Here is a 21,736-nt window from a genome sequence, read left to right as displayed (position 1 = left end):
CAAGGAAGACCATGAGCAACATCCAGCCCGTCATCCTGTCCGGTGGTTCCGGCACCCGCCTGTGGCCACTGTCGCGCGAGGCGTATCCGAAGCAGTTCCTGCCGCTGGCAGGCGAACTGACGATGCTGCAGGCCACCTGGCAGCGCGTCGCGCCCATCGCCACCCACGGCCCGTTGGTGATCGCCAACGAAGAGCACCGCTTCGTCGCTGCCGAGCAACTGCAGCAGGTCGGCGCCGAGCCGGCTGCCATCATCCTGGAACCGGTTGGCCGCAATACGGCGCCGGCGATTGCGGTCGCAGCCCTGGAGGCCACCCGCGACGGCGCCGATGCGCTGCTGCTGGTGCTGCCCTCGGACCATGTAATCACCGATGAGGCTGCATTCCGTGCAGTCGTGCAGGCTGCAGCCAGCGCTGCCGAGTCCGGCAAGCTGGTGACCTTCGGTATCGTGCCGACCGGTCCGGAAACCGGCTACGGCTATATCAAGGCCGCCACTGGGCAGGGCCTGCGTGCGGTCGAGCGCTTTGTCGAAAAGCCCGACCTTGAGACCGCCACCGGTTACGTCAGCAGCGGTCAGTATTACTGGAACAGCGGCATGTTCCTGATCAAGGCCTCGCGCTACCTGCAGGAACTGGAGCGCTTCCAGCCCGACATGATGGCCGGCAGCCGCCAGGCCTGGCAGCAGGCCCGTCGCGATTCGGATTTCACCCGTCTCGACAAGGAGGCGTTCGCAACCGTTCCCTCCGATTCCATCGACTATGCCGTGATGGAAAAAACCGCAGACGCCGTGGTGATTCCGCTGGACGCCGGCTGGAACGATGTCGGCTCGTGGACAGCCCTGCGCGATGTCTCGCATCAGGATGGCGATGGCAATGCGCATCAGGGTGACGTGATCGCGATCGACTGCCGCAACACCTATGCCTATGCACAGCGCCTGGTGGCACTGGTCGGTCTGGATGACGTGATCGTGGTCGAGACCGACGACGCGGTGCTGGTCGGCAAGGCCGACCGCATGCAGGAGGTCAAGACCGTGGTGGCGCAGCTGAAGGCCGACGGTCGCAGCGAGGCCACCTGGCATCGCAAGGTCTACCGCCCGTGGGGCGCCTACGATTCGATCGACAACGGCGAGCGTTTCCAGGTCAAGCGCATCACCGTCAAGCCCGGCGGTACGCTCAGCCTGCAGATGCATCACCATCGCGCCGAGCACTGGATCGTGGTCAGCGGCACCGCCGAGGTGACCCGCGGCGACGAGGTGATCCTGCTCAGCGAGAACCAGAGCACGTACATCCCGCTGGGCGTGACCCATCGCCTGCGCAACCCGGGCAAGCTGCCGCTGGAGCTGATCGAGGTGCAGTCCGGCAGTTACCTCGGTGAAGACGACATCGTGCGTTTCGAGGACACGTACGGGCGTAGTTGATCCGACGACCTGCGGCGGGTGCCGACCGTTGGTCGGCACTTCGCCTGCCGGGTCAGGCAATCTCCGCCATCACCCGCTTCAGGCCGTCCTGCCAGTTCGGCAGCACGATGCCGAAATCCTGCTGCAGCTTGCGGTTGTCCAGCACCGACCAGGCCGGGCGCTTGGCCGGGGTCGGGTATTCGGAACTGGGGATGGCTTCAACCGACGGCACCTTGGCCAGCACGCCCGTCGCCAGCGCTTCAGCGAAAATCGCTTCGGCAAAGCCATGCCAGCTGGTCTGCCCCGACGCCGTCAGGTGCCACGTTCCCGACAGCGCGCGCGGATGCTGCAGCGCCTGCACGGTGACATCGGCAATCAACGCGGCCGGTGTCGGCGTGCCGATCTGATCGGCCACCACACGCAACTGGTCGCGCTCGGCGCCCACCCGCAGCATCGTGCGCAGGAAATTGGCGCCATGCGAGGCATACACCCACGCCGTGCGGAAGATCAGATGACGACCGCCGGCCGCGCGAACCGCATCCTCGCCATCGCGCTTGCTGGTGCCGTACACGCCCAATGGCGCGGTCGGCTCGTCTTCGCGGTAGGGCGCGCTGCCCTGTCCATCGAACACGTAGTCGGTGGAGTAATGCACGAACGGCACGCCGTGCGCCGCACACCAGCGCGCGATCATGCCCGGCGTCTGCGCATTGGCGACGAAGGCGGCCTCGGCATCCTGCTCGGCACGATCAACCGCCGTATAGGCGGCCGCGTTGACCACCACCGATGGCTGCAGGCGATCCAGCAATGCCGGCAGGCTGTCGGGCTGGCCGAAATCGGCGGTTTCGCAGCCACTTCCGTCGGGCAGTTGCCCGCTGCGGGTCGTTGCGACCACCTTGCCCAGCGGCGCCAGCGCGCGCAGCAGCTCCTGGCCGACCTGGCCATTGCCGCCGAACACCAGCACCGTCACGGGATGTAGACCGGCAGGCGGTCTTCGGCAATGTCCTTCAGGAACGGCGCGTTCTCGTCCTTGGCCGACAAGGTCGGTGCGCTGACCGGCCAGTCCACCGCGATATCAGCATCGTTCCAGCGGATACCCGCATCCGCCTCCTTGACGTAGACATCGGTGCACAGGTAGCTGAACAGCGCACGTTCGGACAGCACGGCAAACCCGTGCGCGAAGCCTTCCGGAATCCAGAACTGCTTCCTGTTTTCCGCACTCAGCACCACCGCTTCCCACTGGCCGAAGGTCGGCGAGCCACGACGGATGTCCACGGCCACGTCATAGACCTCGCCCTCCAGCACGCTGACCAGCTTGCCCTGTGGGCGCGGCCACTGGTAATGCAGGCCACGCAGCACGCCCTGTGCGGACGTCGATACGTTGCTCTGCACGAAACGGTCCGGCAGGCCCAGTGCAGCGAAGCGCTCGGCATTCCAGGTTTCGAAAAAATAGCCACGCGCATCGCCAAACACGGCCGGCTCGATGATCTTGCAGCCGGGAAGCTTGGTTTCAATCACTTTCACGGAACGACTCCACGCAGCGCGAGTTTATGCAGGTACTGGCCGTAGCCATTCTTGATCAGCGGCGCAGCCAGCGCCTCCAGCTGCTCGGCATTGATCCAGCCCTGACCGAACGCGATTTCTTCCGGGCAGCACACCTGCAGGCCCTGGCGGGTCTGGATGGTCTCGATGAAGTTGGATGCCTCCAGCAGCGACTGATGGGTGCCGGTATCCAGCCAGGCATAGCCACGGCCGAGCGCTTCCAGGTGAAGATTGCCTTCCTCCAGGTAGCGCTTGTTGAGATCCGTGATCTCCAGCTCGCCGCGCGGCGACGGCTTCAGTTCCTCCGCGTAATCGCTGGCCTTGCCGTCATAGAAGTACAGGCCAGTCACCGCATAGTTCGAGCGGGGATTTTCCGGCTTCTCCACCAGATCGATGACCTTGCCGCTCGTGTCGAACTCGGCCACGCCGTAGCGCTCCGGATCATTTACCCAGTAGCCGAACACGGTCGAACCATCCACGCGCTCATCGGCGCGCTTCAATACTTCGCGCAAACCGTGACCGTGGAAGATGTTGTCACCCAGCACCAGGCAGCTCGGCTTGCCGGCCACGAAGTCGCGGCCGATCAGGTAGGCCTGGGCCAGGCCATCCGGACTCGGCTGCACCGCATACTGGATGTCCATGCCCCACTGAGAGCCGTCGCCCAGCAACTGCTGGAACAGCGCCTGTTCGTGCGGGGTATTGATGATCAACACTTCGCGGATGCCCGCCAGCATCAACACGCTGAGCGGGTAGTAGATCATCGGCTTGTCGTACACCGGCAACAGCTGCTTGCTGACGCCCTTGGTGATCGGATAAAGGCGGGTGCCGGAACCACCGGCGAGGATGATGCCCTTGCGCTGGGTCATGGTGTCTCCTGGGTTCAGGCTGCAGTGCCGATGCGCTGCAGGCGGTAGCTGCCGTCGAGCACGCCGTTGACCCAGTTCTGGTTGTCCAGGTACCAGTCGACGGTGAAGGCGATGCCCTGCTCGAAGGTGTAGGCCGGTTCCCAGCCCAGGTCGTTCTTCAGCTTCGACGCATCGATTGCGTAACGGCGGTCATGGCCCGGGCGGTCGGTGACGTAGGTGATCTGGCTGCTGCGCGGCAGGCCATCCTCACGCGGGCGGCGCGCATCGAGCAGCGCGCAGATGGCCTGCACCACTTCGATGTTCTGCTTTTCCGAGTTGCCGCCGACGTTGTAGGTCTCGCCGACCTGGCCTTTGGCCAGCACGGTGCGGATCGCCTCGCAGTGGTCGGACACGAACAGCCAGTCGCGCACCTGCTTGCCATCGCCGTACACCGGCAGCGGCTCGCCGGCCAGCGCCTTGGCGATCACCAGCGGGATCAGCTTCTCGGGGAAGTGGTAGGGGCCGTAATTGTTCGAACAATTGGTGGTCAGCACCGGCAGCCCATAGGTGTGGTGGAACGCACGTACCAAGTGATCCGACGCAGCCTTGGACGCCGAGTACGGCGAATTGGGCGCGTACTGGGTCGTTTCACTGAATTTGCCGGTCTCACCCAGCGTGCCGTACACCTCGTCGGTGGACACGTGCAGGAAACGGAACGCCGCGCCCTGTTCGGCCGGCAGCGCCTTCCAGTAGTCGCGGACCGCTTCCAGCAGGCCCAGGGTGCCCACAACATTGGTCTGGATGAAGGCGCTGGGACCATCGATGGAGCGGTCAACGTGGCTTTCAGCTGCAAAGTTCACGACCGCGTCCGGCTGATGCTCGGCCAGCAGGCGGGCGACCAGATCACGGTCGCCGATGTCGCCCTGCACGAACAGGTGGTTCGGGTTGCCATCAAGGCTGGACAGGGTCTTCAGGTTGCCGGCGTAGGTCAGCACATCGAGGTTGATGACCTTGACGCCGCGCGCGACGGCCTCGAGAACGAAGTTACCGCCAATGAATCCGGCGCCGCCGGTGACAAGCCATGTGGGCACTACCTGTTCTCCTGATCGAGATTCGTGGGACGGGGCCTTCATGGCCACGACAATGCAACGTTGAAGGATACAACGGGCCTCCGGTAACACGCGATCACACAAGTGAACTCAGGCCGACTGCATTGCTGCATCGCAACAGCCGGAGCTCCCACCATACGCATTCGCATGGTCACCCCAAGCCAGCTAGAATCGGGGTCCCACCCCCGAACCGGTTGCTGCTCCAGGACCGGACGTTCTCTCCGTTATTGAAGGACCCCGTACCAGATGAAAATCCTCGTCGCGTACAAGCGCGTGGTGGACTACAACGTCCGCATTCAGGTCAAGCCGGACGGTTCCGGCGTGGTCACCGACGGCGTCAAGCTGTCCCCCAACCCCTTCGATGAAATCGCTCTGGAAGAAGCCCTGCGCCTGCGCGACAAGGGCATCGCCAGCGAAGTCGTGGTTGCCACCATCGCCCCGGCCGACGCCCAGGCGCACCTGCGCAACGGCCTGGCCATGGGCGCCAACCGTGCCATCCACGTCGTCACCGACCAGGCGATCCAGCCGCTGACCGCGTCGCGCACCCTGCTCAAGCTGATCGAAAAGGAGCAGCCAGATCTGGTGATCCTCGGCAAGCAGGCCATCGACGACGACGCCAACCAGACCGGCCAGATGCTGGCCACGCTGTGGGGCCGCCCGCAGGCGACCTTCGCCAGCAAGCTCGAAATTGCCGATGGCAAGGCCACGGTGACCCGTGAAGTCGACGCCGGCCTGGAAACGCTGGAAGTGGATCTGCCGGCCGTGGTCACCACCGATCTGCGCCTGAACGAGCCGCGCTTCATCAAGCTGCCGGACATCATGAAGGCCAAGGCCAAGCCGCTGGAGACCCTGCAGCTGGCCGACCTCGGCGTTGAAGCCGCCGACACCTTCAAGACCACCCAGTACGCCGCGCCGTCCAAGCGCAGCAAGGGTGTGATGGTCAAGGACGCGGCCGAACTGGTTGCCGCACTCAAGCAGAAGGGGTTGCTGTAATGAGCAGGATTCTCGTCATCGCCGAGCACCACGACGGCAAGCTCAATGCCGCCACCGCCAAGACCGTCAGCGCCGCCGCCGCCATCAGCGGTGCCAGCATCGACGTGCTGGTGCTGGCCGCCGATCCGGCCGCTGTCGCCGCTGAAGCCGCGAAGATCGCTGGGGTCGCCAAGGTCCTGACCGTCGCCAACGCGGCCAACGCGCAGGCCATCGCCCAGGTGCTGGCGCCGCAGATCGCACAGCTGGCCAAGGGCTACACCCACGTATTCGGCCCGTCGACCACCTTCGGCAAGGACCTGATGCCGTGCGTGGCCGCCCTGCTCGGCGTCAACCAGGTCTCCGACCTGATGAGCGTTGAAGGCAGCCACACCTTCAAGCGCCCGATCTACGCCGGCAACGCGATCATCACCGTGGAAGCCCCGGCCGACCAGATCGTGGTCGCCACCGTGCGTGCCGCCTCGTGGCCGGAAGCCGCCCAAGGTGGCAATGCCGCCGTTGAAGCAGCCAGCGTCGACGCTGCCCTGCCGACCCATACCCGCTTCGTCGGCCTGGCCGCCGGTGCCAGCGACCGTCCGGACCTGCAGAGCGCCAAGCGCGTGGTTTCGGGTGGCCGTGGCGTCGGTTCGGAAGAGAACTTCAAGGTCATCTTCCAGCTGGCCGACAAGCTCGGTGCTGCCGTCGGTGCCTCGCGTGCGGCGGTCGATGCCGGCTACGTGCCCAGCGACCTGCAGGTCGGCCAGACCGGCAAGATCATCGCGCCGGAACTGTACGTGGCCGTTGGCATCAGTGGTGCGATCCAGCACCTGACCGGCATCAAGGATGCCGGCACCATTGTCGCGATCAACAAGGACGGCGACGCGCCGATCTTCGAGATTGCCGATATCGGCCTTGTGGGGGATCTGTTTGCGATCCTGCCGGAGCTGGAAGAGGCGCTGGCCTGAAGCAACAAGGCAGGCCGGTCTGTCACCGGCCTGCCTTGTTCGATCATTTTTCAGTTGTCGCCGAAAAGATCGCGGGTATACACCTTGTCCTTCACATCCAGCAGGGCGTCGGCCATCCGGTTGCTGATGATCAGGTCCGCTTGCTGCTTGAAGGATTCCAGGTCGTTTACCACCCGCGAGCGGAAGAACGCGTCTTCATGAAGTTCCGGCTCGTGCACGATCACCTCAACGCCCTTAGCCTTCAAGCGCTTCATGATCCCTTGAATGCTGGATGAGCGGAAGTTGTCCGAACCGGCCTTCATGATCAGGCGATAGATACCCACCACCTGGGGATTGCGCCGCAGGATATCGGCCGCGATGAAGTCCTTCCGCGTAGTGTTCGAATCGACGATGGCCCGGATCAACGTCTGAGGGACGCTCTGGTAGTTGGCCAAAAGCTGCCGGGTGTCCTTGGGCAGGCAATAGCCACCGTATCCGAAGGATGGATTATTGTAGTGCCCGCCGATGCGTGGATCGAAGCTGATGCCTTCGATGATCTGCCGCGAGTCCAGCCCATGCGTCAACGCGTAGCTATCCAGCTCGTTGAAGTAGGACACGCGCATGGCAAGGTAAGTATTGGCGAAGAGCTTGATGGCCTCGGCTTCGGTCGGTTCAGTAAACAGGACGGGCACGTCCTGCTTGATGGCGCCCTCTTGGAGCAGGCGTGCAAACGCCTCGGCCCGGGGCGAACGCTCGCCCACGATGATGCGGGACGGGTGCAGGTTGTCGTACAGCGCGCGGCCCTCGCGCAGAAACTCCGGCGAGAAGATGATGTTGTCCACGCCGAACTTCTCACGTGCCTTGAGCACGTAGCCGACCGGGATAGTGGACTTGATCACCATCGTGGCCGATGGATTAATGGCCAGCACGTCAGCGATGACCGACTCGATCGAACGGGTATTGAAGTAATTGGTGTCGGGGTCGTAGTCGGTGGGCGTGGCGATGATGACGAACGACGCGCCTTCGTAAGCCTCCCGGGGCTCGAGCGTCGCGCGGAAATCCAGCGCGTCGTGTGCCAATGCCTGTTCCAGCTCGGCGTCCGCGATGGGAGACCTGCGCGCATTGAGCGCTTCTACCTTAGCGGGCATGATGTCGACAGCGACAACCTCATGTTTCCGCGCAAGCAACACGCCGTTGGATAGGCCTACGTACCCGGTACCTGCAATTGCGATCTTCATCCGTGTGTCTTCTGTGGGGAGAATGGATTCAAGGAACTTCGACGTGGACTGACGGGATCCGCATGCCTTCATCGTGGAACCAGAACATCGTCTCTTGGACCAGCGACGCCTCCAGGGTGTAGCTCCCCGATGCGACGGGCGCCTTGACGTGCAGCTCCGCCTGGTCACCGGGCGCCAACTCCAACACCAGCGCTTGGCGTGCATCCCAGTCGACGGCTCGTTCGTCGCGACCGTCGGGGATGAACCGCCACGACAGCAGCACGTCGCGCCCCAGGACCTCGCGGGTCGAGAGGACGCCATCCGAGCCATTGGCCAACGTGAGCGTGAACGCAACCTGACCCGGCTGGATCGTGGTGCCAGTGATGTCCAAGCGCAGGTGTTCTGCAACACCGGACGCCACTCGCCCGGACATCCTGCTCATGCGGCCACCGGAGCAGTCCCCGAGCGGCACTAGTACTAGGCGGTGGCTAAGCGCTTCGATGGCAGGAGCAGCGAGGCCGTTGACGGCGCCGAACGCGCGCGCAAACCCTTCGGGCGACTCACAGGGGCCCGACACGCCCGCGCCCTTCGGCACGTAACCCGAATAGCCGTTCACGGAGAACATCCCGTGGTCCTGCGCGTAAATCATGGCATCTAGGTCGTCAAGATACGGGGCCTCGGCCGACCTGTCGGCGAATAGGACGTCACCCTGCCGTGCAGAAGCGGGAACGCGGGCAGCGAACGCTACCTGCCGTTGTTGCCATTGGGCAAAGGTCGCATGGCCAGCCTGGAAGGTCACGGACTCGGCAGTCAGCAACACAAAGGCAACCACACAGGCCAGGGCGCCCGTCCAGGTACCGCGACGCGAGGCCAGCAGCAGGACACGCTGGAATCCGATGCCGGCAAGCAGGCCTATCGGCATCACCATGACGAGCATCACGCGTGTAACGGCACGGATGGAATCAATGCCGGGAAGATGCAGGAAGACACGATAGAGCGACACATTGCTGACGTTGAGCGTGCAGATCACCAGCACCAGCGTGGCCAAGCCGGCCAGCATGCCCAGTTCTGCATCGGCGATGCGCCGCAGGGCGAGGAGCAGCCCCACGACGGCGAACAGCAGGACGCCCAGGCCCAGGAAGAGCTGGTGCTCGTGGCGCATCGAGATGTCACCAATCGAGCCGCCGATGAACCGCGTCAGCGGTGAGAAGTCCGCGATCAGGTAGCTCCACACCCGCGGCAACATCCCCAGGATTTCGTCGCGCGGCCTGACGAACCCCTGTACCTCAGTTACCGCGTGATAGCTGCGCAGCAGGGCGAGTACTGCGATGGCAGACGCGAGCACGACGGCAAGGCTGGCCAACGTGCGCCCCAACTCGTTCCTGCCGAAACTGGCCCGGACTTGCGCTGCTAGGGTTCGGCCACGCCCCAACAGCAACCAAGCGGCCGTCATCGCCAGCAGTAGGTAGGCCGCGAAGACACCCGTGTAAATGGCACAGTAGACTTGGGCAGCGAACAGCAGGGAGCTCCAGGCCAGGGATGAGGGGCGGCCGTGCTGCAGCCATCGGGAGAAGGTTAGGAACAGCAGAGGGACGAACATCCGGAATGCGAACTGCGCATGCGCCTGCTGTGCCAGAACGGGAAGGGAAAACGCAAATACGAATGCCGCCGCTCCCGCGCCGGAAGGACGCAGCCCCAAACTACGGGCGGCGACGTAGGCGCATGCGTAGTTGAGTACGCCCCCCAGCATTAGCCAGGCCGACAATGCCTCCGAGCGATCCAGCCCCCACCAGCGGAAGGCCGCATAAGGAAGGATTGAGCCGAAATGGTTGTCGCTCAGGGCCAGTACGTTGGCCACCGGGTAGAAGAAGCCCGGGCTCCACACATCGGGCGTGGCGCCGGTCAACCAAAGGTAGACATGCTCAAGGACCACCGAGTTGAAACGGGCGTCGATAAGATCGCCGGGGACCGCCGTGAAATATGCGTTCGCCTTGAGTTGGTAGAACACGACCCCGACGAGCAGGAAGACCGAGGCAGCGAACAGGTCGTTGCGCCAGCGGCCTGCGCTCTTACTGGCACTCATAGTCGGTCACCTGCTTGCTGGAGCGGAACGGATCGGTCAGTGCATCCGTGTACTGGCCCATCAGCAGACGTTGGCGTGGAAGGAAGTTCTGTCGATAGAAACGGCTGGCGGTTGCCAAAGCCTGGCCACGGGGCGTGAGCCGCACGCAACCATCGTGGATGGCGATGGTGCCCGACTGTTCCTGCTCCGTCAGCCGCACCTCCACCAAATGGTGCTCCGGGAGGTACTCATCAGTGAACACGCGTGCGAAACCATCCTCACGGATACCGCCTCCGCGTTGTTGGATCTTCTCCAGAATATAGAAGGACAATGATCGATCAATCACAGTCGGGACGGATATGGCGAACAGGTAGCCGCCCAACAGCCAGATCGTGATCAGCTGGACTTTCTCCAGCACCGAGAACCCGGAAAGCGCGCCCACCCCTCGTGCCGCCACGCCGACGATGAGAGCCGCCAGGAAGCCGTCGAAAATACTGGCGTACAGGACGACATCGACCTTGAACCAGCGCATGTGCACGATGTAGACGACAATCAGTGTAACGACGTACGCCAACGTCAGGAGCAACGCTTTGACCAGCTTGTTCATTTGAAGACCACCAACTTGTTTGCAAGAAAACTACAGGCCACCTGCACGCAAGTCGCCACGAGGAAGCCCAGACGGTAATCCCAGCCCGCTCGATCGGACCACAGGTAGAGCACGAGTGCATGGAGGAGCGCGATGACGGCGTAAAGCGCTACGAACCGGACACCCTGGCCGACGAAACTGCCCGAGGAGGCGCGGAAGACGAAGTAACGGCTGCCCAGGAACGACGCGGCAATGCCCACGCAGGCTGCGGCGCCATTGGCAAGTCCCGCTGATCGAAAGCCCCATACTTCCAGCGCGCAGTAGAGGACCATGAAGTGCAGCGCGGTCGCCAGCAAACCGTTGATCCCATAGCGGACGACCTCGCTGGCCAGCATGCGCTCACTCAGTGCGCGCATGCAGGATCTCGGCGATGAACGCCCTGTAGCCACCGACTTCAAGAATGCCGCCATTGCGCAGCGTTCCGGAGAGCATCAGGATGATCAGCGTCAGCGCACCGGTCTGCAGGAACACCAGCAACAGGATGCCGGTCACCAGCGAGAACCAACCCGGTGTAGCGAATCCGACCGCCTTGAGCCCGAGTGCAAGGACAGTGCCAAGCACTGACAATCCGGCGATCGCGGTGCAGGCGATGCCCACGCGTACCAGCACATCCTCGGCAAACACCATCAGCGCGCGAAAACCGTGCAGTGCCAGCCCAACGAAGTTCATCTTGCTCTTGCCGGCGTAGCGCGGGCCACGGTCGACAGCTACCGATGCCACCCGCAACTTGGATGTCAGCACGCAGGCCGCAACGTGCACCCAAAGCTCCTGCATCACCGCCAGGCGCTTGATCGCATGCAGCTTGGCCGCCATGAAGTTGCCGAAGCTGATGCGCCGGCCGCTGAGCATCGCGAACAACCACTTGTACACGACGTAGAACGCACGGAACTTCAAGGTTTCCACCCGGCTCTTGCGCGAGGCCACGACGATATCGACGTCGGGGGACTCCAACGCCTCCAGGAGCTCGCTGATGCTGCGCGGCGTATCTTCGCCGTCCGAGTCCATGACGACCACGCGCTGCCTATCGACGAAGTGTTCGGATACGTAGCCGATCCCGATCGCGATGGCTTTCTGATGCCCGACATTACGCCGCAGCTTCAGGACCACGCCATCGAGACCCGCAGCGGCGATCGCGGCGGCGTCCACCGGCTGCCGCACGGAGCCATCGTCGACTGCGACGATGTAGACATCATTGCCCTGGTCCCGTGCCAAAGCCCTGAACAACATGGACGAAGCCTCGACATCTTCGTAAACAGGCATCACGACGACCAGCGACGAGCTTTTCATATCCGTCATTCCTGCAAGCGCTTGCGGAAGTAGGCGATGGTCTCCTTCAGGCCGTCCTCCAGGCTCACGCGAGGCTCCCAGCCAAGCGCCGCCCGTGCCATCGAGATGTCCGGCTGGCGCTGGCGGGGATCGTCCGAGGGCAGGGGCTTGAACACGAGCTTGGAGTGGCCGCCCACCAGCCGGATGACCGTTTCGGCCAGTTCCAGCATGCTGTACTCGCCCGGATTGCCGATGTTGACCGGCCCGGTCAGCTCTGCGGGGCTGTCCATCAGGCTGATCATGCCGCTGATGAGATCGTCGACATAGCAGAAGCTGCGCGTCTGCTGCCCATCGCCATAGATCGTGATGTCATCCCCGCGCAGTGCCTGCACGATGAAGTTGCTGACCACCCGGCCATCTTCTGGATGCATGCGGGGGCCGTAGGTGTTGAAGATACGCATCACCTTGATTTCCAGCTGGTGCTGGCGCCAGTAGTCGAAGAACAGAGTTTCGGCACAGCGCTTTCCTTCGTCGTAGCAGCTGCGTATGCCGATCGGATTCACCTTGCCCCAGTAATCCTCCACCTGCGGATGGATCTCCGGATCACCGTAGACCTCGCTGGTGCTGGCCTGCAGGATGCGTGCACGCGTCCGCTTGGCAAGCCCCAACATGTTGATCGCGCCGTGGACGCTGGTCTTCGTCGTCTGCACCGGATCGTGCTGGTAGTGCACGGGGCTTGCCGGGCATGCCAGGTTGTAGATCCGGTCCACCTCGACATACAACGGGAAGGTCACGTCGTGACGCATCATCTCGAAGCGCGAGTTCGAGAGCAGGGACTCGACGTTCCGCTTGGAGCCCGTGTAGAAATTATCGACGCACAGGACTTCGTCGCCCCGTTCGACCAATCGATCGCACAAGTGCGACCCAAGGAATCCCGCACCACCTGTAACCAGTACTCGTGCCATATGCCTGCCCTAAATCTGTGATCAAGCGATCGTGTTGAAGAATTTGATGAAGACGGCCCGGAAATTCGCCTGCGAATACTTCTGGACGCTGGCACGTGCGCGGGCGGCCCACTGCGCCAGTTCGGGCGTCCCATAGAGCTTCATCAAGGAAAGGGTGCGCTCCTGGAGTTCCCTGGCGTCACTGAAGTAATAGCCATCGACGCCGTCGGTGACGACCTCGCGTGGCCCGCCCAACGGCTGCACGATGGGTACGACGCCGGCGGCCATCGCTTCGCAGGCGGTCATTCCGAAGTGTTCCAGTTTCTCGGGCTCCTGGTCACCACGCTCCCCCCAGCCCGCACCATGCCAGAAGATAGATGCCTCCGCATACTCCTGCAGCAGCTCCCGTGATCCAAGGTTTCCGAGAATACGGATCGGATAGCCCTCCGCCAGTGCGTTGACCTTCTGGAAGTAGCGGCGATGCTCCTCGCTTTCCGCATGGACGCTGCCGGCGAGATGGTACTCCCAACCCTCCGGCACGAGGCCCTTGTCGTGCATTTGCCGGAAAGCAGTGATCATCTCGATATGCTTTTTGTTGTGGCCGCCGGAGAAGAAGCGGCCGACACTCAGAATGACCTTCTTCTTGTTCGACAGGTCCACCGAGCCGAAGCGCTCCACGTCGATTGGCGGAGGAAGCACCACGGCATCACGCGCCCAGCGCTTGCGAATCCACGCTGCCGTGAATTCAGAGTTCGCCATCGGATCTTCGTAACTGTCGATGAACGGGCGCCGACTGGACGCCACGCCACGACGCAGCGTGCGCTGCGCCAAACTCGACATACGCGAAAGCCAAGGGTGTCCGGTACGATCAAATCTTCCCGCCGCACGCTGAAAAAGCCTGGGAAGCGGCGCGGCCTCGATGAGTTCATGGGGAAAGAATGCCAGGTACAGCGATTTTCTGGCCTGCGGGACCATCGAAGAGCAGTAAGTGGAATTGATGAATACATCGTACCCGGCCGAGCGTGGCGCGAGCTCGCTGCAGGAGGAGCCGGGCCACTCGACCCAGTGTGCCCCCGCCAAGTTGAGGTTCATCCTGCTACTGAACTCTGCTTCGTCGACGGGGCCGACGCGGATCAGGTCCACCTGGTGGCCTTCGGCCAGCAGGATCTCCGCGATCGTGCCGACGTGTTTTTCACCGCCGCCCATCGTGGCCCAGTAACGATTATAGATGCCTACTTTCATGCGGGGACGGCCCCGATGCGATCCTTGCAGGACGGCAGGCCGCCCCAACGTTGCCGCAGTACGACTGGAAGCAGCTTGAACAGGTCACGCTGGATGCGCAGACGCAGCCCGAACTCCGCGTTCAGGCGCTTGTCAGTGAAGCCGCGACGCGCTGCCGCGACTGCAGAGCGCAGGCATCTCAGTACTTCCCTTCCGTAGGCCCGGCCCGCGACGGCGGCCGGGGCATGTTTGATCTTGATCAGCACATGATTCCTGGAGACGTGGAAAACAAAGACTGGCGACCATTCGACGCTGGATCCCGTATGCACATGGCGTACGACGCTGGCCGGCACGTAACGCAGGCGCCCCCCGCCCTTGCGCAGGCGCCAGCTCAGGTCGGTGTCCTCGTAGTACATGAAAAAGTTCGAATCAAAGAGCCCCGCCTGTACCAGAGCAGAGCGGCGCATGAGCATGGCGGCGCCACAAAGGGCCTGCATGTCCTCCGGCTCATCATACTGACCACGGTCGTCCTCGTAGATTCCACGGTCACCCGCCTCGCCATTGCCATCGAGCAGCGTGCCAGCGTTATTGATGACGTCACAGGCAGCGCCATCGAGCAGGGCGGCCGGGCAAGTAAACACATGCTTTGCATAATCCGCTGCAAGAACACCCGTGCCCAGCACCGTACCCGCGAGGCTCACCGTGAATTCACGGCCCGCTGCGGCATTCGTCCCGGAGACATCCAACTCAAGAACATACCGTCCATCAACCGGATCCGGCGGTAGCGGCAGGCGGATCGTGCCCCGCCCGCTCGTCCAGCGCACGCTCCGGTCTCCGTGCTGTTCCCTGCCCCAGAAGCCCTCCCCGTACAAAGGCTTCTTGTAGCCACTTTCGACAAAACCACTGGCTTCGTCAACAAGCATCCCAAGCTCGCGCGTATCGCTGGACTGGCCCCCCGCACTGGGCTGGAACGGCAGGCTTTCTATCGTCAGCTCGACGTATCGCCGGAAGAACAGGATCTTTGAACCCGCCGCCGTGACATCCGGCTCGTCCATCAGTGCCCGGACAAGCGCCGACAACCAATCGGGATCAACGACGGTGTCGTTGTTGATCAGGCCGATCAGGTCGCCACGAGCCACTTGCATCCCAAGGTTGTTGCCTCCTGCGAATCCAAGGTTGCCTCCCGACTCCACGATCCTTACCCACGGGAAGGCGGAGCGGACGAAGTCCACCGAGCCGTCAGACGAGGCATTGTCCACCATGACGACCTCATAGCGCGGATAGTTCAAGGCGCCAAGGCTCGCCAACAAGGGCTGGAGATAACGCATGCCGTTGTAGTTGACTACGATCAGACTGACCAAGGGCAACATGCCGGTCCAATCGCCCGCGCCTCCCGCGCCAGCACCATCGTCGGAATCGATCGCCAGCGACCCAGCACCATGCCCTGCCGGCACCGTCGCCGGCGCGGCTTCCATGCGGGCCGTCGGCCCCGCGCTGTCGCCGCCTGCGGTACCAGCACCACGGGCATCCTCATACTCCCGAGCGACTTTCCTGAGCTCTGCCTCCCAGGCAGCGTCCTTGTCGGCCAGCGCTTGGTCACGCTCGGCCGCTATGCGGCTTATCTCGGACCGGTAATCGGCAGCCACCTGCTCGACCCGCGCTTCCCACGCCACATCCTTGTCGCGCAGCATACCGTCGCGCTCTTGGCCAATACGTGATATCTCCCGCCGGTAATCGTCCGCGACCTGCTGCACGCGCGATTCAAAATAGCCGGGAACTTCAAACACGGAGTCCGGCAAGCTGGGCAAGGCTCCGGCGGACGCCAGTACGATGAAATAGACCGGCTCGCGCGGCATGCTGCCCGAGCGGACGCTCTCCAGCCCTTCGCTCTCGGTCCAGTAATGGATTCCTGGCGCTACCGGCTCGGCCGCGCCACCGCCATCGGCAACGCGGCCGATCATGGAGGCCATCGTGGTGCGCTGCCCGAGCAGTCGGTAGTTGGGGAAGTAATCCCCCACCAGCGCCTCCAGTTCCTGCCTGTAGAGCTCCTTGACGTGGAACTCATTGCGGAAACCAGGACGATCGGAGTACTCGTAGCGATCCGGGCTGGACATCATGAGCACGCCACCAGGACGCAGCACTCTCACGATCTCCGCCATCATCTCCTGGTGCTGGTTGTGGTGCTCGATGGTCTCGAAGCTGACCACCACATCCACGCTCGCATCGGGCACCGGGATGGCGGCGCACGAGCCGAGCTTGAACTCCAACCCCTCGCGCGGATAGGTCGCTGCCGCATGCGCCACCGCCACGGCATCGATGTCCACGCCGGTGACACGCGCCGCACCGATCGACAGGAGGGCAGATCCATATCCTTCGCCGCAGGCGATATCCAGAACATCCTTGCCGGCGACAATGCGCGATGCGAGCTGGTAGCGGTGGTAGTGCTCCATCTCGATTTCGCCGCTAACGCCCGGCAGAAACCGTTCGCCGGTGAAGCTCATCTCGCCGTCAGGCACCTGGGAACGATCATGGCTCACGACGTTGCCTCCAGTTCAATAGTTCGCATTGGCACACCAAATAGCCCCAGGCAGACGGCGCTGGACTGCACGTGGAGGATCAGCGCATCGTGCACCCACTCGTGCTGGACATGGTCGGCCTGGGTGCCCTCGGCGATGGCTGGGGAAATGCTGTATTCGCCCGCTGGAAGTACCGGAAATCTGAAATCAAACGTCGCCACGACCTCGCCGTTGCGCGGAACCACGATGGCACGGTCGCGGTGCGCCAGGTATGTGTTGTCGGCAAAGATTATCTGCCCCAGCTTGTCCTTCACGACGAACCCCACGATGGGCCGGCTGATCTGTTCGTTGGCGCGCGCGATGATCCGAAGCTTGACGTCCTGCCCGCCTATCGCCCAGTTCACCTTCTGGCCCTGCGCATCCAGTAGATGCACCGCGGTGATGCGCGCAGCGCCCGTCCCGAACGAAGCACGGTTCTCGTCGAACTGGAAGACCTCGATGTCGTTCCGGAGCATCGACGCATCGATGAGCGTCTGTCTCATATCCACATAGGCGGGTTCCGCGGTCAACTCCAACGGGGAAGGCTGGCCATCCGCGGACGTGTCTTCGACTTCGACTTCGCCTCCACCGCCTTCGACCAGAGCAGTCTCTGCCATGCTGCCATCCTCCGGTTCGAACAGCGACGCCAGGTACTCCTGCGACAGTTCCTTGGGCGCGCCGTTCATGCGCATGACACCCTTGTCGAGCCAGATTGCGCGCTCGCACAGGTTGATGATGGCCCCCATGTCGTGGCTGCAGAAGAGCAGCGTCCCTCGCTTCATGAAAGAGCGCAGGAAACGCATGCACTTCTGCGTGAAGTAGGCATCTCCCACCGAGAGCGCCTCATCCACGACCAGGATATCGGCGTCGACGTGGGCGATCACGGAAAACGCAAGCCGCACGACCATGCCGCTGGAGTAAGTTTTAACCGGTTGGTCGATGAAATCCGGGATGCCGGAGAAGGCCACGATGTCGTCGTAGCGTTCCTCCATCTGCTGGGCCGTCAGCCCGAACAGCGCTCCGCTCAACATGATGTTCTCGCGACCGGTGAACTCCGGATTGAAGCCCGAACCCAGCTCCAGCAACGCGGCGATGCGGCCCGTGGTGCTCACCTGTCCGCTGGACGGCGTCAGCGTGCCGCAGACAAGCTGCAGGAGCGTCGACTTTCCGGAGCCATTGCGTCCGATGATTCCAACGGTCTCGCCGCGACGGACCTTGAAGGAAACGTCCCTCAGTGCCCAGAACTCACGGTGGTACTGCTTCGGTTCGCCACCCAGCGCCCGATCAAGCACCGGCAGGACGAACTGCTTGAGCCGGTCCTTGGGATCGGCGTAGATCTCGTAATACTTGCCCAACCCGGTCACTTCGATGGCGAGTTCGGGCTGGCCCGGATTTTCACATGACATCGGCAAACCCCTTGCGCATCTTCTGGAACACGGCGAACCCTGCGAAAGCAACGAGCAGCGCGATCGACAGGTATGCCGCCAGGCCGACGAAATCAGGGAGCTTGCCCCACACCAGCACTTGGCGCGATTGCTCCATGATGAAGGTAAGCGGGTTGAGCAGGAAGAGTTTCTGGTATTTCTCTGGCCACGCCGATTGCGGATAGAACACCGGCGACAGGAAGAGCATTGCAGTGGTGACGAACGTGGTGGTCTGCTTCAGGTCTCGGATGAACACGCCCAGCGCGGCGAGTATCCAAGTTATCCCCACAGCCATCACCAGCAATGGCGCCAACACCACGGGGAACAACAGCGCATGCCAATGGAGGCCGCCATTGCAGATCAACAGGCCCACCAGCAGCACCAAGGCGCTTGCCAGCGTATGGAACAGCGCGGAGCCGAGGCTGATCACCGGCAGCGCTTCAAGCGGGAAGACGACCTTCGTAACGTAATTCGTGTTCTCGAAGATCATGCCCGGCGCACGATTCACCATCTCGGCGAAGAAGCCATGGATGATGACGCCGACGAACATCACGAGCGCGAACTGGGCCCGACTGTCCCCTACCTGGCCATGCCAGCGGGCCTTGAAGATCACTGCAAAGACGAAGGTGTAGATGAGCAGCATCAACAGCGGATTGATCAGTGTCCATAACAAGCCGCCGAACGATCCCTTGTACTTGTTCTGGACGTCGCGTTTCCCGAGCAGCCAGATGATGCCGCGATTGCTCCAGAGTGACCGGAGCATGGCAGCAGGTGTTATCGCATTCATGACGCGTGTATTCCAGTTGGCAGTCTGATTCCCATGGGGTGGCGTAGGCAGGCTCAGGTCGCCGCGTTCCCGCCCAACGCCCGTTCCAGATCCACCTGCAGATCCCCCAACTCCTCCACACCCACGCTCAGCCTTACCAGCGCGTCGCTGATGCCCAGCTGCTCCCGCCGCGCGACCGGAATCGAGGCATGCGTCATCACCGCCGGGTGGTTGACCAGGCTTTCCACGCCGCCCAGCGACTCGGCCAGAGTGAACAGTTCGGTCTTCTCGCAGAAGCGCTTGGCCGCCTCGAAACCGCCCTTGAGCACGATCGAAACGATGCCGCCGTAACCGGCCATCTGCTTGCCGGCCAGCTCATGCTGCGGGTGCGAGGCCAGGCCCGGGTAGATCACTTTTTCCACGGCCGGGTGCTTCTCCAGCCACTGTGCCAGGGCCAGCGCATTGGCGCAGTGCGCCTTCATGCGCAGCGGCAGGGTCTTCAGGCCACGCAGGGCCAGGAAGCTGTCGAACGGGCCCTGCACGCCACCCACCGAGTTCTGCAGGAAGGCCATCTGCTCGGCCAGTTCGGCGTTGTCGCCGACCACGACCATGCCGCCGACCATGTCCGAGTGGCCATTGAGATACTTGGTGGCCGAATGCAGGACCAAGTCAGCGCCCAGCTCCAGCGGGCGCTGCAGCATCGGCGAGGCGAAGGTGTTGTCGACGACGACGATCAGGCCATGGCGCTTGACGATGGCAGCGACCGCGGCGATGTCGACGATCTTCAGCATCGGGTTGGTCGGGGTCTCGATCCACACCATCTTCGTCTTCGGCGTGATGGAGGCCTCGAACGCGGCCAGATCGGTCAGGTCGACGAAGCTGAAATCCAGCCCGGCGGTGCGGCGACGCACGCGCTCGAACAGACGGAAGCTGCCGCCGTAGATATCGTCCATTGCCACCACATGGCTGCCGGCGTCCAGCAGCTCGATCACGGTCGAGCTGGCCGCCATGCCCGAAGCGAAGGCGAAGCCACGGGTGCCGCCTTCCAGCGACGCCACGCAACGCTCATAGGCGAAGCGGGTCGGGTTGTGGGTACGCGAGTACTCGAAGCCCTGATGCTCGCCCGGGCTGGACTGGGCGTAGGTCGAGGTGGCGTAGATCGGCGGCATCACCGCGCCGGTGCTGGGGTCGGGCGACTGGCCACCGTGGATGGCCAGGGTAGCCAGGGCCAGGGCGCGATCCTGGGAAGTTGCGTTGGACATGTTCTTTCCTGAGGGGCGCCGACGCACGGCGCCATCGAAGGTGCGGAAGTCTACCAGCGCGGCCTTAACGACCTTTGACGCGGATAAACCAGGATTCAGCGGTGAACGTCGGCGATCAGCGGCTTACTGCACGCGACGGCGCAGATAGTTCAGCAGGTCGATACGGGTGATCAGGCCCAGGAAGGCGTCGCCGTCCATCACGATCGCCACCTGGCCGCGGTCGAACACCGGCAGCAGCGCCTCGATCGGCGACTTCACGTCCAGCCGGTCCAGCTTGCTGACCATCGCGGTGGCGACGGTGTCGCGGAAGCGTGCCTCATCGCCATACACGTGCAGCAGCACGTCGCTTTCGTCGACGATGCCGACCAGCTGCTCGCCGTCCATCACCGGCAGCTGCGACACGTCGTACAGCTTCATGCGCTGGTAGGCAGTGGTCAGCAGGTCGTTCGGACCGATCACCACGGTGTCGCGCTGGCCGTAAGGGCGCAGGATCAGGTCGCGCAGGTCGCCGTGCTGCGGGCGCTGCAGGAAACCGTTGTCCAGCATCCAGTAGTCGTTGTACATCTTCGACAGGTACTTGTTGCCGGTATCCGGCACCAGCACCAGCACCTTCTTCGGCGTGGTCTGCTCCTTGCAGTACTTCAGGCCGGCGGCCAGCAGGGTGCCGGTGGACGAACCACCCAGGATGCCTTCCTTGCCCAGCAGTTCGCGTGCGGTGTGGAAGCTCTCGGCATCGCTGATGGCATAAGCCTTCTTGACGCGGCTGAAATCGGAGATCGACGGCAGGAAGTCCTCGCCGATGCCTTCCACCAGCCAGCTGCCCGATTTGTCGTTCAGATTGCCGTCGTTGATGTACTCGGCCAGGATCGAACCGACCGGATCGGCCAGCACCAGTTCGGTCTTCGGCGACAGCTTGGCGAAGGCACGCGACAGGCCGGTCATGGTGCCGGAGCTGCCGCAGCCGAACACGATGGCGTCAAGGTCGCCGCCCATCTGCTCGAGGATTTCCGGGCCGGTACCGAATTCATGCGCGGCCGGATTGTCCGGGTTGCCGAACTGGTTGATGAAGTAGGCGCCCGGGGTCTGCTCGGCGATGGTCTTGGCCAGGTCCTGGTAGTACTCCGGATGGCCCTTGGCCACGTCAGAGCGGGTCAGGCGCACTTCGGCGCCCATCGCCTTCAGATTGAAGATCTTTTCCCGGCTCATCTTGTCGGGAACGACCAGAATGAGCTTATAGCCCTTCTGCTGGGCCACCAGCGCCAGGCCCAGGCCGGTGTTGCCAGCCGTGCCCTCGACCAGGGTGGCACCGGGCTTCAGGTCGCCGCGCTTTTCCGCCGCCTCGATCATCGACAGGCCGATGCGATCCTTGATCGATCCGCCCGGGTTGGCGCTCTCCAGCTTCAGGTAGAGCTCGCAGACGCCGGTGTCCAGGCGCTGGGCCTTGACGATCGGGGTCTGGCCGATGAGTTCGAGGACGGAAGAATGGATGGGCATTCGGAGGACTTTCGGTTCGCGCCGCACAGGGCCGGACCGATGATTATCCGACGGATGGCGATGAAAGTCAGGTCGGCAG

At 63.1% G+C, this 21,736-nt stretch carries 19 protein-coding genes; 3 read left to right on the top strand and 16 right to left on the bottom strand.

What is annotated here, in order from left to right:
- Positions 1–11 precede the first annotated feature (11 nt).
- On the top strand, positions 12–1,415 hold the full coding sequence (locus tag ACZLHH_RS02910; protein ID WP_049461366.1) for a mannose-1-phosphate guanylyltransferase/mannose-6-phosphate isomerase: 1,404 nt from the start codon (positions 12–14) through the stop codon (positions 1,413–1,415).
- Between the two features lie 52 nt (positions 1,416–1,467).
- On the opposite strand, the gene rfbD is transcribed toward ACZLHH_RS02910, so the two are convergent.
- Genes rfbD through rfbB form a run of 4 tightly spaced genes read right to left on the bottom strand, consistent with a single transcriptional unit; the run spans position 1,468 to position 4,869 of the window.
- The gene (rfbD, locus tag ACZLHH_RS02905) at positions 1,468–2,361 is read right to left on the bottom strand and encodes a dTDP-4-dehydrorhamnose reductase (RefSeq protein WP_049461364.1); all 894 of its coding nucleotides are present in this window, start codon (positions 2,359–2,361) and stop codon (positions 1,468–1,470) included.
- Positions 2,358–2,915: a dTDP-4-dehydrorhamnose 3,5-epimerase gene (gene rfbC, locus ACZLHH_RS02900; protein WP_049461362.1), complete on the bottom strand. Its 558-nt coding sequence runs from the start codon at positions 2,913–2,915 to the stop codon at positions 2,358–2,360. Before rfbC ends, rfbD begins: the two co-directional genes overlap by 4 nt.
- Complete coding sequence (gene rfbA / locus ACZLHH_RS02895; protein ID WP_049461360.1) at positions 2,912–3,799, bottom strand: glucose-1-phosphate thymidylyltransferase RfbA; 888 nt, start codon at positions 3,797–3,799, stop codon at positions 2,912–2,914. The genes rfbC and rfbA overlap by 4 nt, the downstream gene beginning before the upstream one ends.
- Positions 3,800–3,813: 14 nt before the next feature.
- Positions 3,814–4,869: a dTDP-glucose 4,6-dehydratase gene (gene rfbB, locus ACZLHH_RS02890; protein WP_049461358.1), complete on the bottom strand. Its 1,056-nt coding sequence runs from the start codon at positions 4,867–4,869 to the stop codon at positions 3,814–3,816.
- A 264-nt stretch (positions 4,870–5,133) separates the two neighbouring features.
- Here rfbB and ACZLHH_RS02885 point away from each other — a divergent pair, with 264 nt between their 5' ends.
- Complete coding sequence (locus ACZLHH_RS02885; protein ID WP_012509979.1) at positions 5,134–5,880, top strand: electron transfer flavoprotein subunit beta/FixA family protein; 747 nt, start codon at positions 5,134–5,136, stop codon at positions 5,878–5,880.
- Positions 5,880–6,821, top strand: coding sequence for an electron transfer flavoprotein subunit alpha/FixB family protein (locus ACZLHH_RS02880; protein WP_049461356.1), 942 nt, complete (start codon positions 5,880–5,882; stop codon positions 6,819–6,821). Before ACZLHH_RS02885 ends, ACZLHH_RS02880 begins: the two co-directional genes overlap by 1 nt.
- A gap of 50 nt (positions 6,822–6,871) precedes the next feature.
- Here the strand turns inward: ACZLHH_RS02880 and ACZLHH_RS02875 are convergent, their stop codons facing one another.
- From ACZLHH_RS02875 to ACZLHH_RS02820, 12 genes are all read right to left on the bottom strand, one after another.
- On the bottom strand, positions 6,872–8,038 hold the full coding sequence (locus ACZLHH_RS02875) for a nucleotide sugar dehydrogenase (RefSeq protein ID WP_049461354.1): 1,167 nt from the start codon (positions 8,036–8,038) through the stop codon (positions 6,872–6,874).
- Positions 8,039–8,066: 28 nt separating this feature from the next.
- Complete coding sequence (locus tag ACZLHH_RS02870) at positions 8,067–10,100, bottom strand: hypothetical protein (protein WP_049461352.1); 2,034 nt, start codon at positions 10,098–10,100, stop codon at positions 8,067–8,069.
- A complete protein-coding gene (locus tag ACZLHH_RS02865; RefSeq protein WP_049461350.1) occupies positions 10,087–10,686 on the bottom strand; it encodes a hypothetical protein in 600 nt (199 codons plus the stop codon). Before ACZLHH_RS02865 ends, ACZLHH_RS02870 begins: the two co-directional genes overlap by 14 nt.
- On the bottom strand, positions 10,683–11,081 hold the full coding sequence (locus tag ACZLHH_RS02860) for a GtrA family protein (protein ID WP_049461348.1): 399 nt from the start codon (positions 11,079–11,081) through the stop codon (positions 10,683–10,685). Before ACZLHH_RS02860 ends, ACZLHH_RS02865 begins: the two co-directional genes overlap by 4 nt.
- Positions 11,065–12,012: a glycosyltransferase gene (locus tag ACZLHH_RS02855; RefSeq protein WP_049461346.1), complete on the bottom strand. Its 948-nt coding sequence runs from the start codon at positions 12,010–12,012 to the stop codon at positions 11,065–11,067. The genes ACZLHH_RS02860 and ACZLHH_RS02855 overlap by 17 nt, the downstream gene beginning before the upstream one ends.
- A 5-nt stretch (positions 12,013–12,017) precedes the next feature.
- A complete protein-coding gene (locus tag ACZLHH_RS02850; RefSeq protein ID WP_049461344.1) occupies positions 12,018–12,956 on the bottom strand; it encodes a UDP-glucuronic acid decarboxylase family protein in 939 nt (312 codons plus the stop codon).
- A 21-nt stretch (positions 12,957–12,977) separates the two neighbouring features.
- Positions 12,978–14,177 (bottom strand): glycosyltransferase family 4 protein, encoded by a 1,200-nt coding sequence (locus ACZLHH_RS02845; protein ID WP_049461342.1) that lies wholly within the window; start codon positions 14,175–14,177, stop codon positions 12,978–12,980.
- Positions 14,174–16,693 (bottom strand): glycosyltransferase, encoded by a 2,520-nt coding sequence (locus tag ACZLHH_RS02840; RefSeq protein ID WP_049461339.1) that lies wholly within the window; start codon positions 16,691–16,693, stop codon positions 14,174–14,176. Before ACZLHH_RS02840 ends, ACZLHH_RS02845 begins: the two co-directional genes overlap by 4 nt.
- Positions 16,690–18,117: an ABC transporter ATP-binding protein gene (locus tag ACZLHH_RS02835; RefSeq protein WP_049461337.1), complete on the bottom strand. Its 1,428-nt coding sequence runs from the start codon at positions 18,115–18,117 to the stop codon at positions 16,690–16,692. Before ACZLHH_RS02835 ends, ACZLHH_RS02840 begins: the two co-directional genes overlap by 4 nt.
- A complete protein-coding gene (locus ACZLHH_RS02830; RefSeq protein WP_049461335.1) occupies positions 18,107–18,922 on the bottom strand; it encodes an ABC transporter permease in 816 nt (271 codons plus the stop codon). Before ACZLHH_RS02830 ends, ACZLHH_RS02835 begins: the two co-directional genes overlap by 11 nt.
- A gap of 53 nt (positions 18,923–18,975) precedes the next feature.
- Entirely contained in the window at positions 18,976–20,163 is a 1,188-nt protein-coding gene (locus ACZLHH_RS02825) for a cystathionine gamma-synthase (RefSeq protein ID WP_049461333.1), read from the bottom strand.
- 123 nt (positions 20,164–20,286) lie between these two features.
- Positions 20,287–21,657 (bottom strand): pyridoxal-phosphate dependent enzyme, encoded by a 1,371-nt coding sequence (locus tag ACZLHH_RS02820; protein ID WP_049461332.1) that lies wholly within the window; start codon positions 21,655–21,657, stop codon positions 20,287–20,289.
- Between the last annotated feature and the right edge of the window lie 79 nt (positions 21,658–21,736).

This window comes from Stenotrophomonas sp. 28608_Sma (assembly GCF_056486185.1).
This window is presented reverse-complemented; position numbering and strand designations above follow the sequence as displayed.

Coding starts and splice junctions, on each gene's coding strand:
- ACZLHH_RS02910 (WP_049461366.1), top strand. CDS start 12: ATGAGCAACATCCAGCCCGTCATCCTGTCCGGTGGTTCCGGCACCCGC.
- rfbA (WP_049461360.1), bottom strand. CDS start 3,799: ATGACCCAGCGCAAGGGCATCATCCTCGCCGGTGGTTCCGGCACCCGC.
- ACZLHH_RS02885 (WP_012509979.1), top strand. CDS start 5,134: ATGAAAATCCTCGTCGCGTACAAGCGCGTGGTGGACTACAACGTCCGC.
- ACZLHH_RS02880 (WP_049461356.1), top strand. CDS start 5,880: ATGAGCAGGATTCTCGTCATCGCCGAGCACCACGACGGCAAGCTCAAT.
- ACZLHH_RS02875 (WP_049461354.1), bottom strand. CDS start 8,038: ATGAAGATCGCAATTGCAGGTACCGGGTACGTAGGCCTATCCAACGGC.
- ACZLHH_RS02870 (WP_049461352.1), bottom strand. CDS start 10,100: ATGAGTGCCAGTAAGAGCGCAGGCCGCTGGCGCAACGACCTGTTCGCT.
- ACZLHH_RS02865 (WP_049461350.1), bottom strand. CDS start 10,686: ATGAACAAGCTGGTCAAAGCGTTGCTCCTGACGTTGGCGTACGTCGTT.
- ACZLHH_RS02860 (WP_049461348.1), bottom strand. CDS start 11,081: ATGCGCGCACTGAGTGAGCGCATGCTGGCCAGCGAGGTCGTCCGCTAT.
- ACZLHH_RS02855 (WP_049461346.1), bottom strand. CDS start 12,012: ATGAAAAGCTCGTCGCTGGTCGTCGTGATGCCTGTTTACGAAGATGTC.
- ACZLHH_RS02850 (WP_049461344.1), bottom strand. CDS start 12,956: ATGGCACGAGTACTGGTTACAGGTGGTGCGGGATTCCTTGGGTCGCAC.
- ACZLHH_RS02845 (WP_049461342.1), bottom strand. CDS start 14,177: ATGAAAGTAGGCATCTATAATCGTTACTGGGCCACGATGGGCGGCGGT.
- ACZLHH_RS02835 (WP_049461337.1), bottom strand. CDS start 18,117: ATGTCATGTGAAAATCCGGGCCAGCCCGAACTCGCCATCGAAGTGACC.
- ACZLHH_RS02830 (WP_049461335.1), bottom strand. CDS start 18,922: ATGAATGCGATAACACCTGCTGCCATGCTCCGGTCACTCTGGAGCAAT.
- ACZLHH_RS02825 (WP_049461333.1), bottom strand. CDS start 20,163: ATGTCCAACGCAACTTCCCAGGATCGCGCCCTGGCCCTGGCTACCCTG.
- ACZLHH_RS02820 (WP_049461332.1), bottom strand. CDS start 21,657: ATGCCCATCCATTCTTCCGTCCTCGAACTCATCGGCCAGACCCCGATC.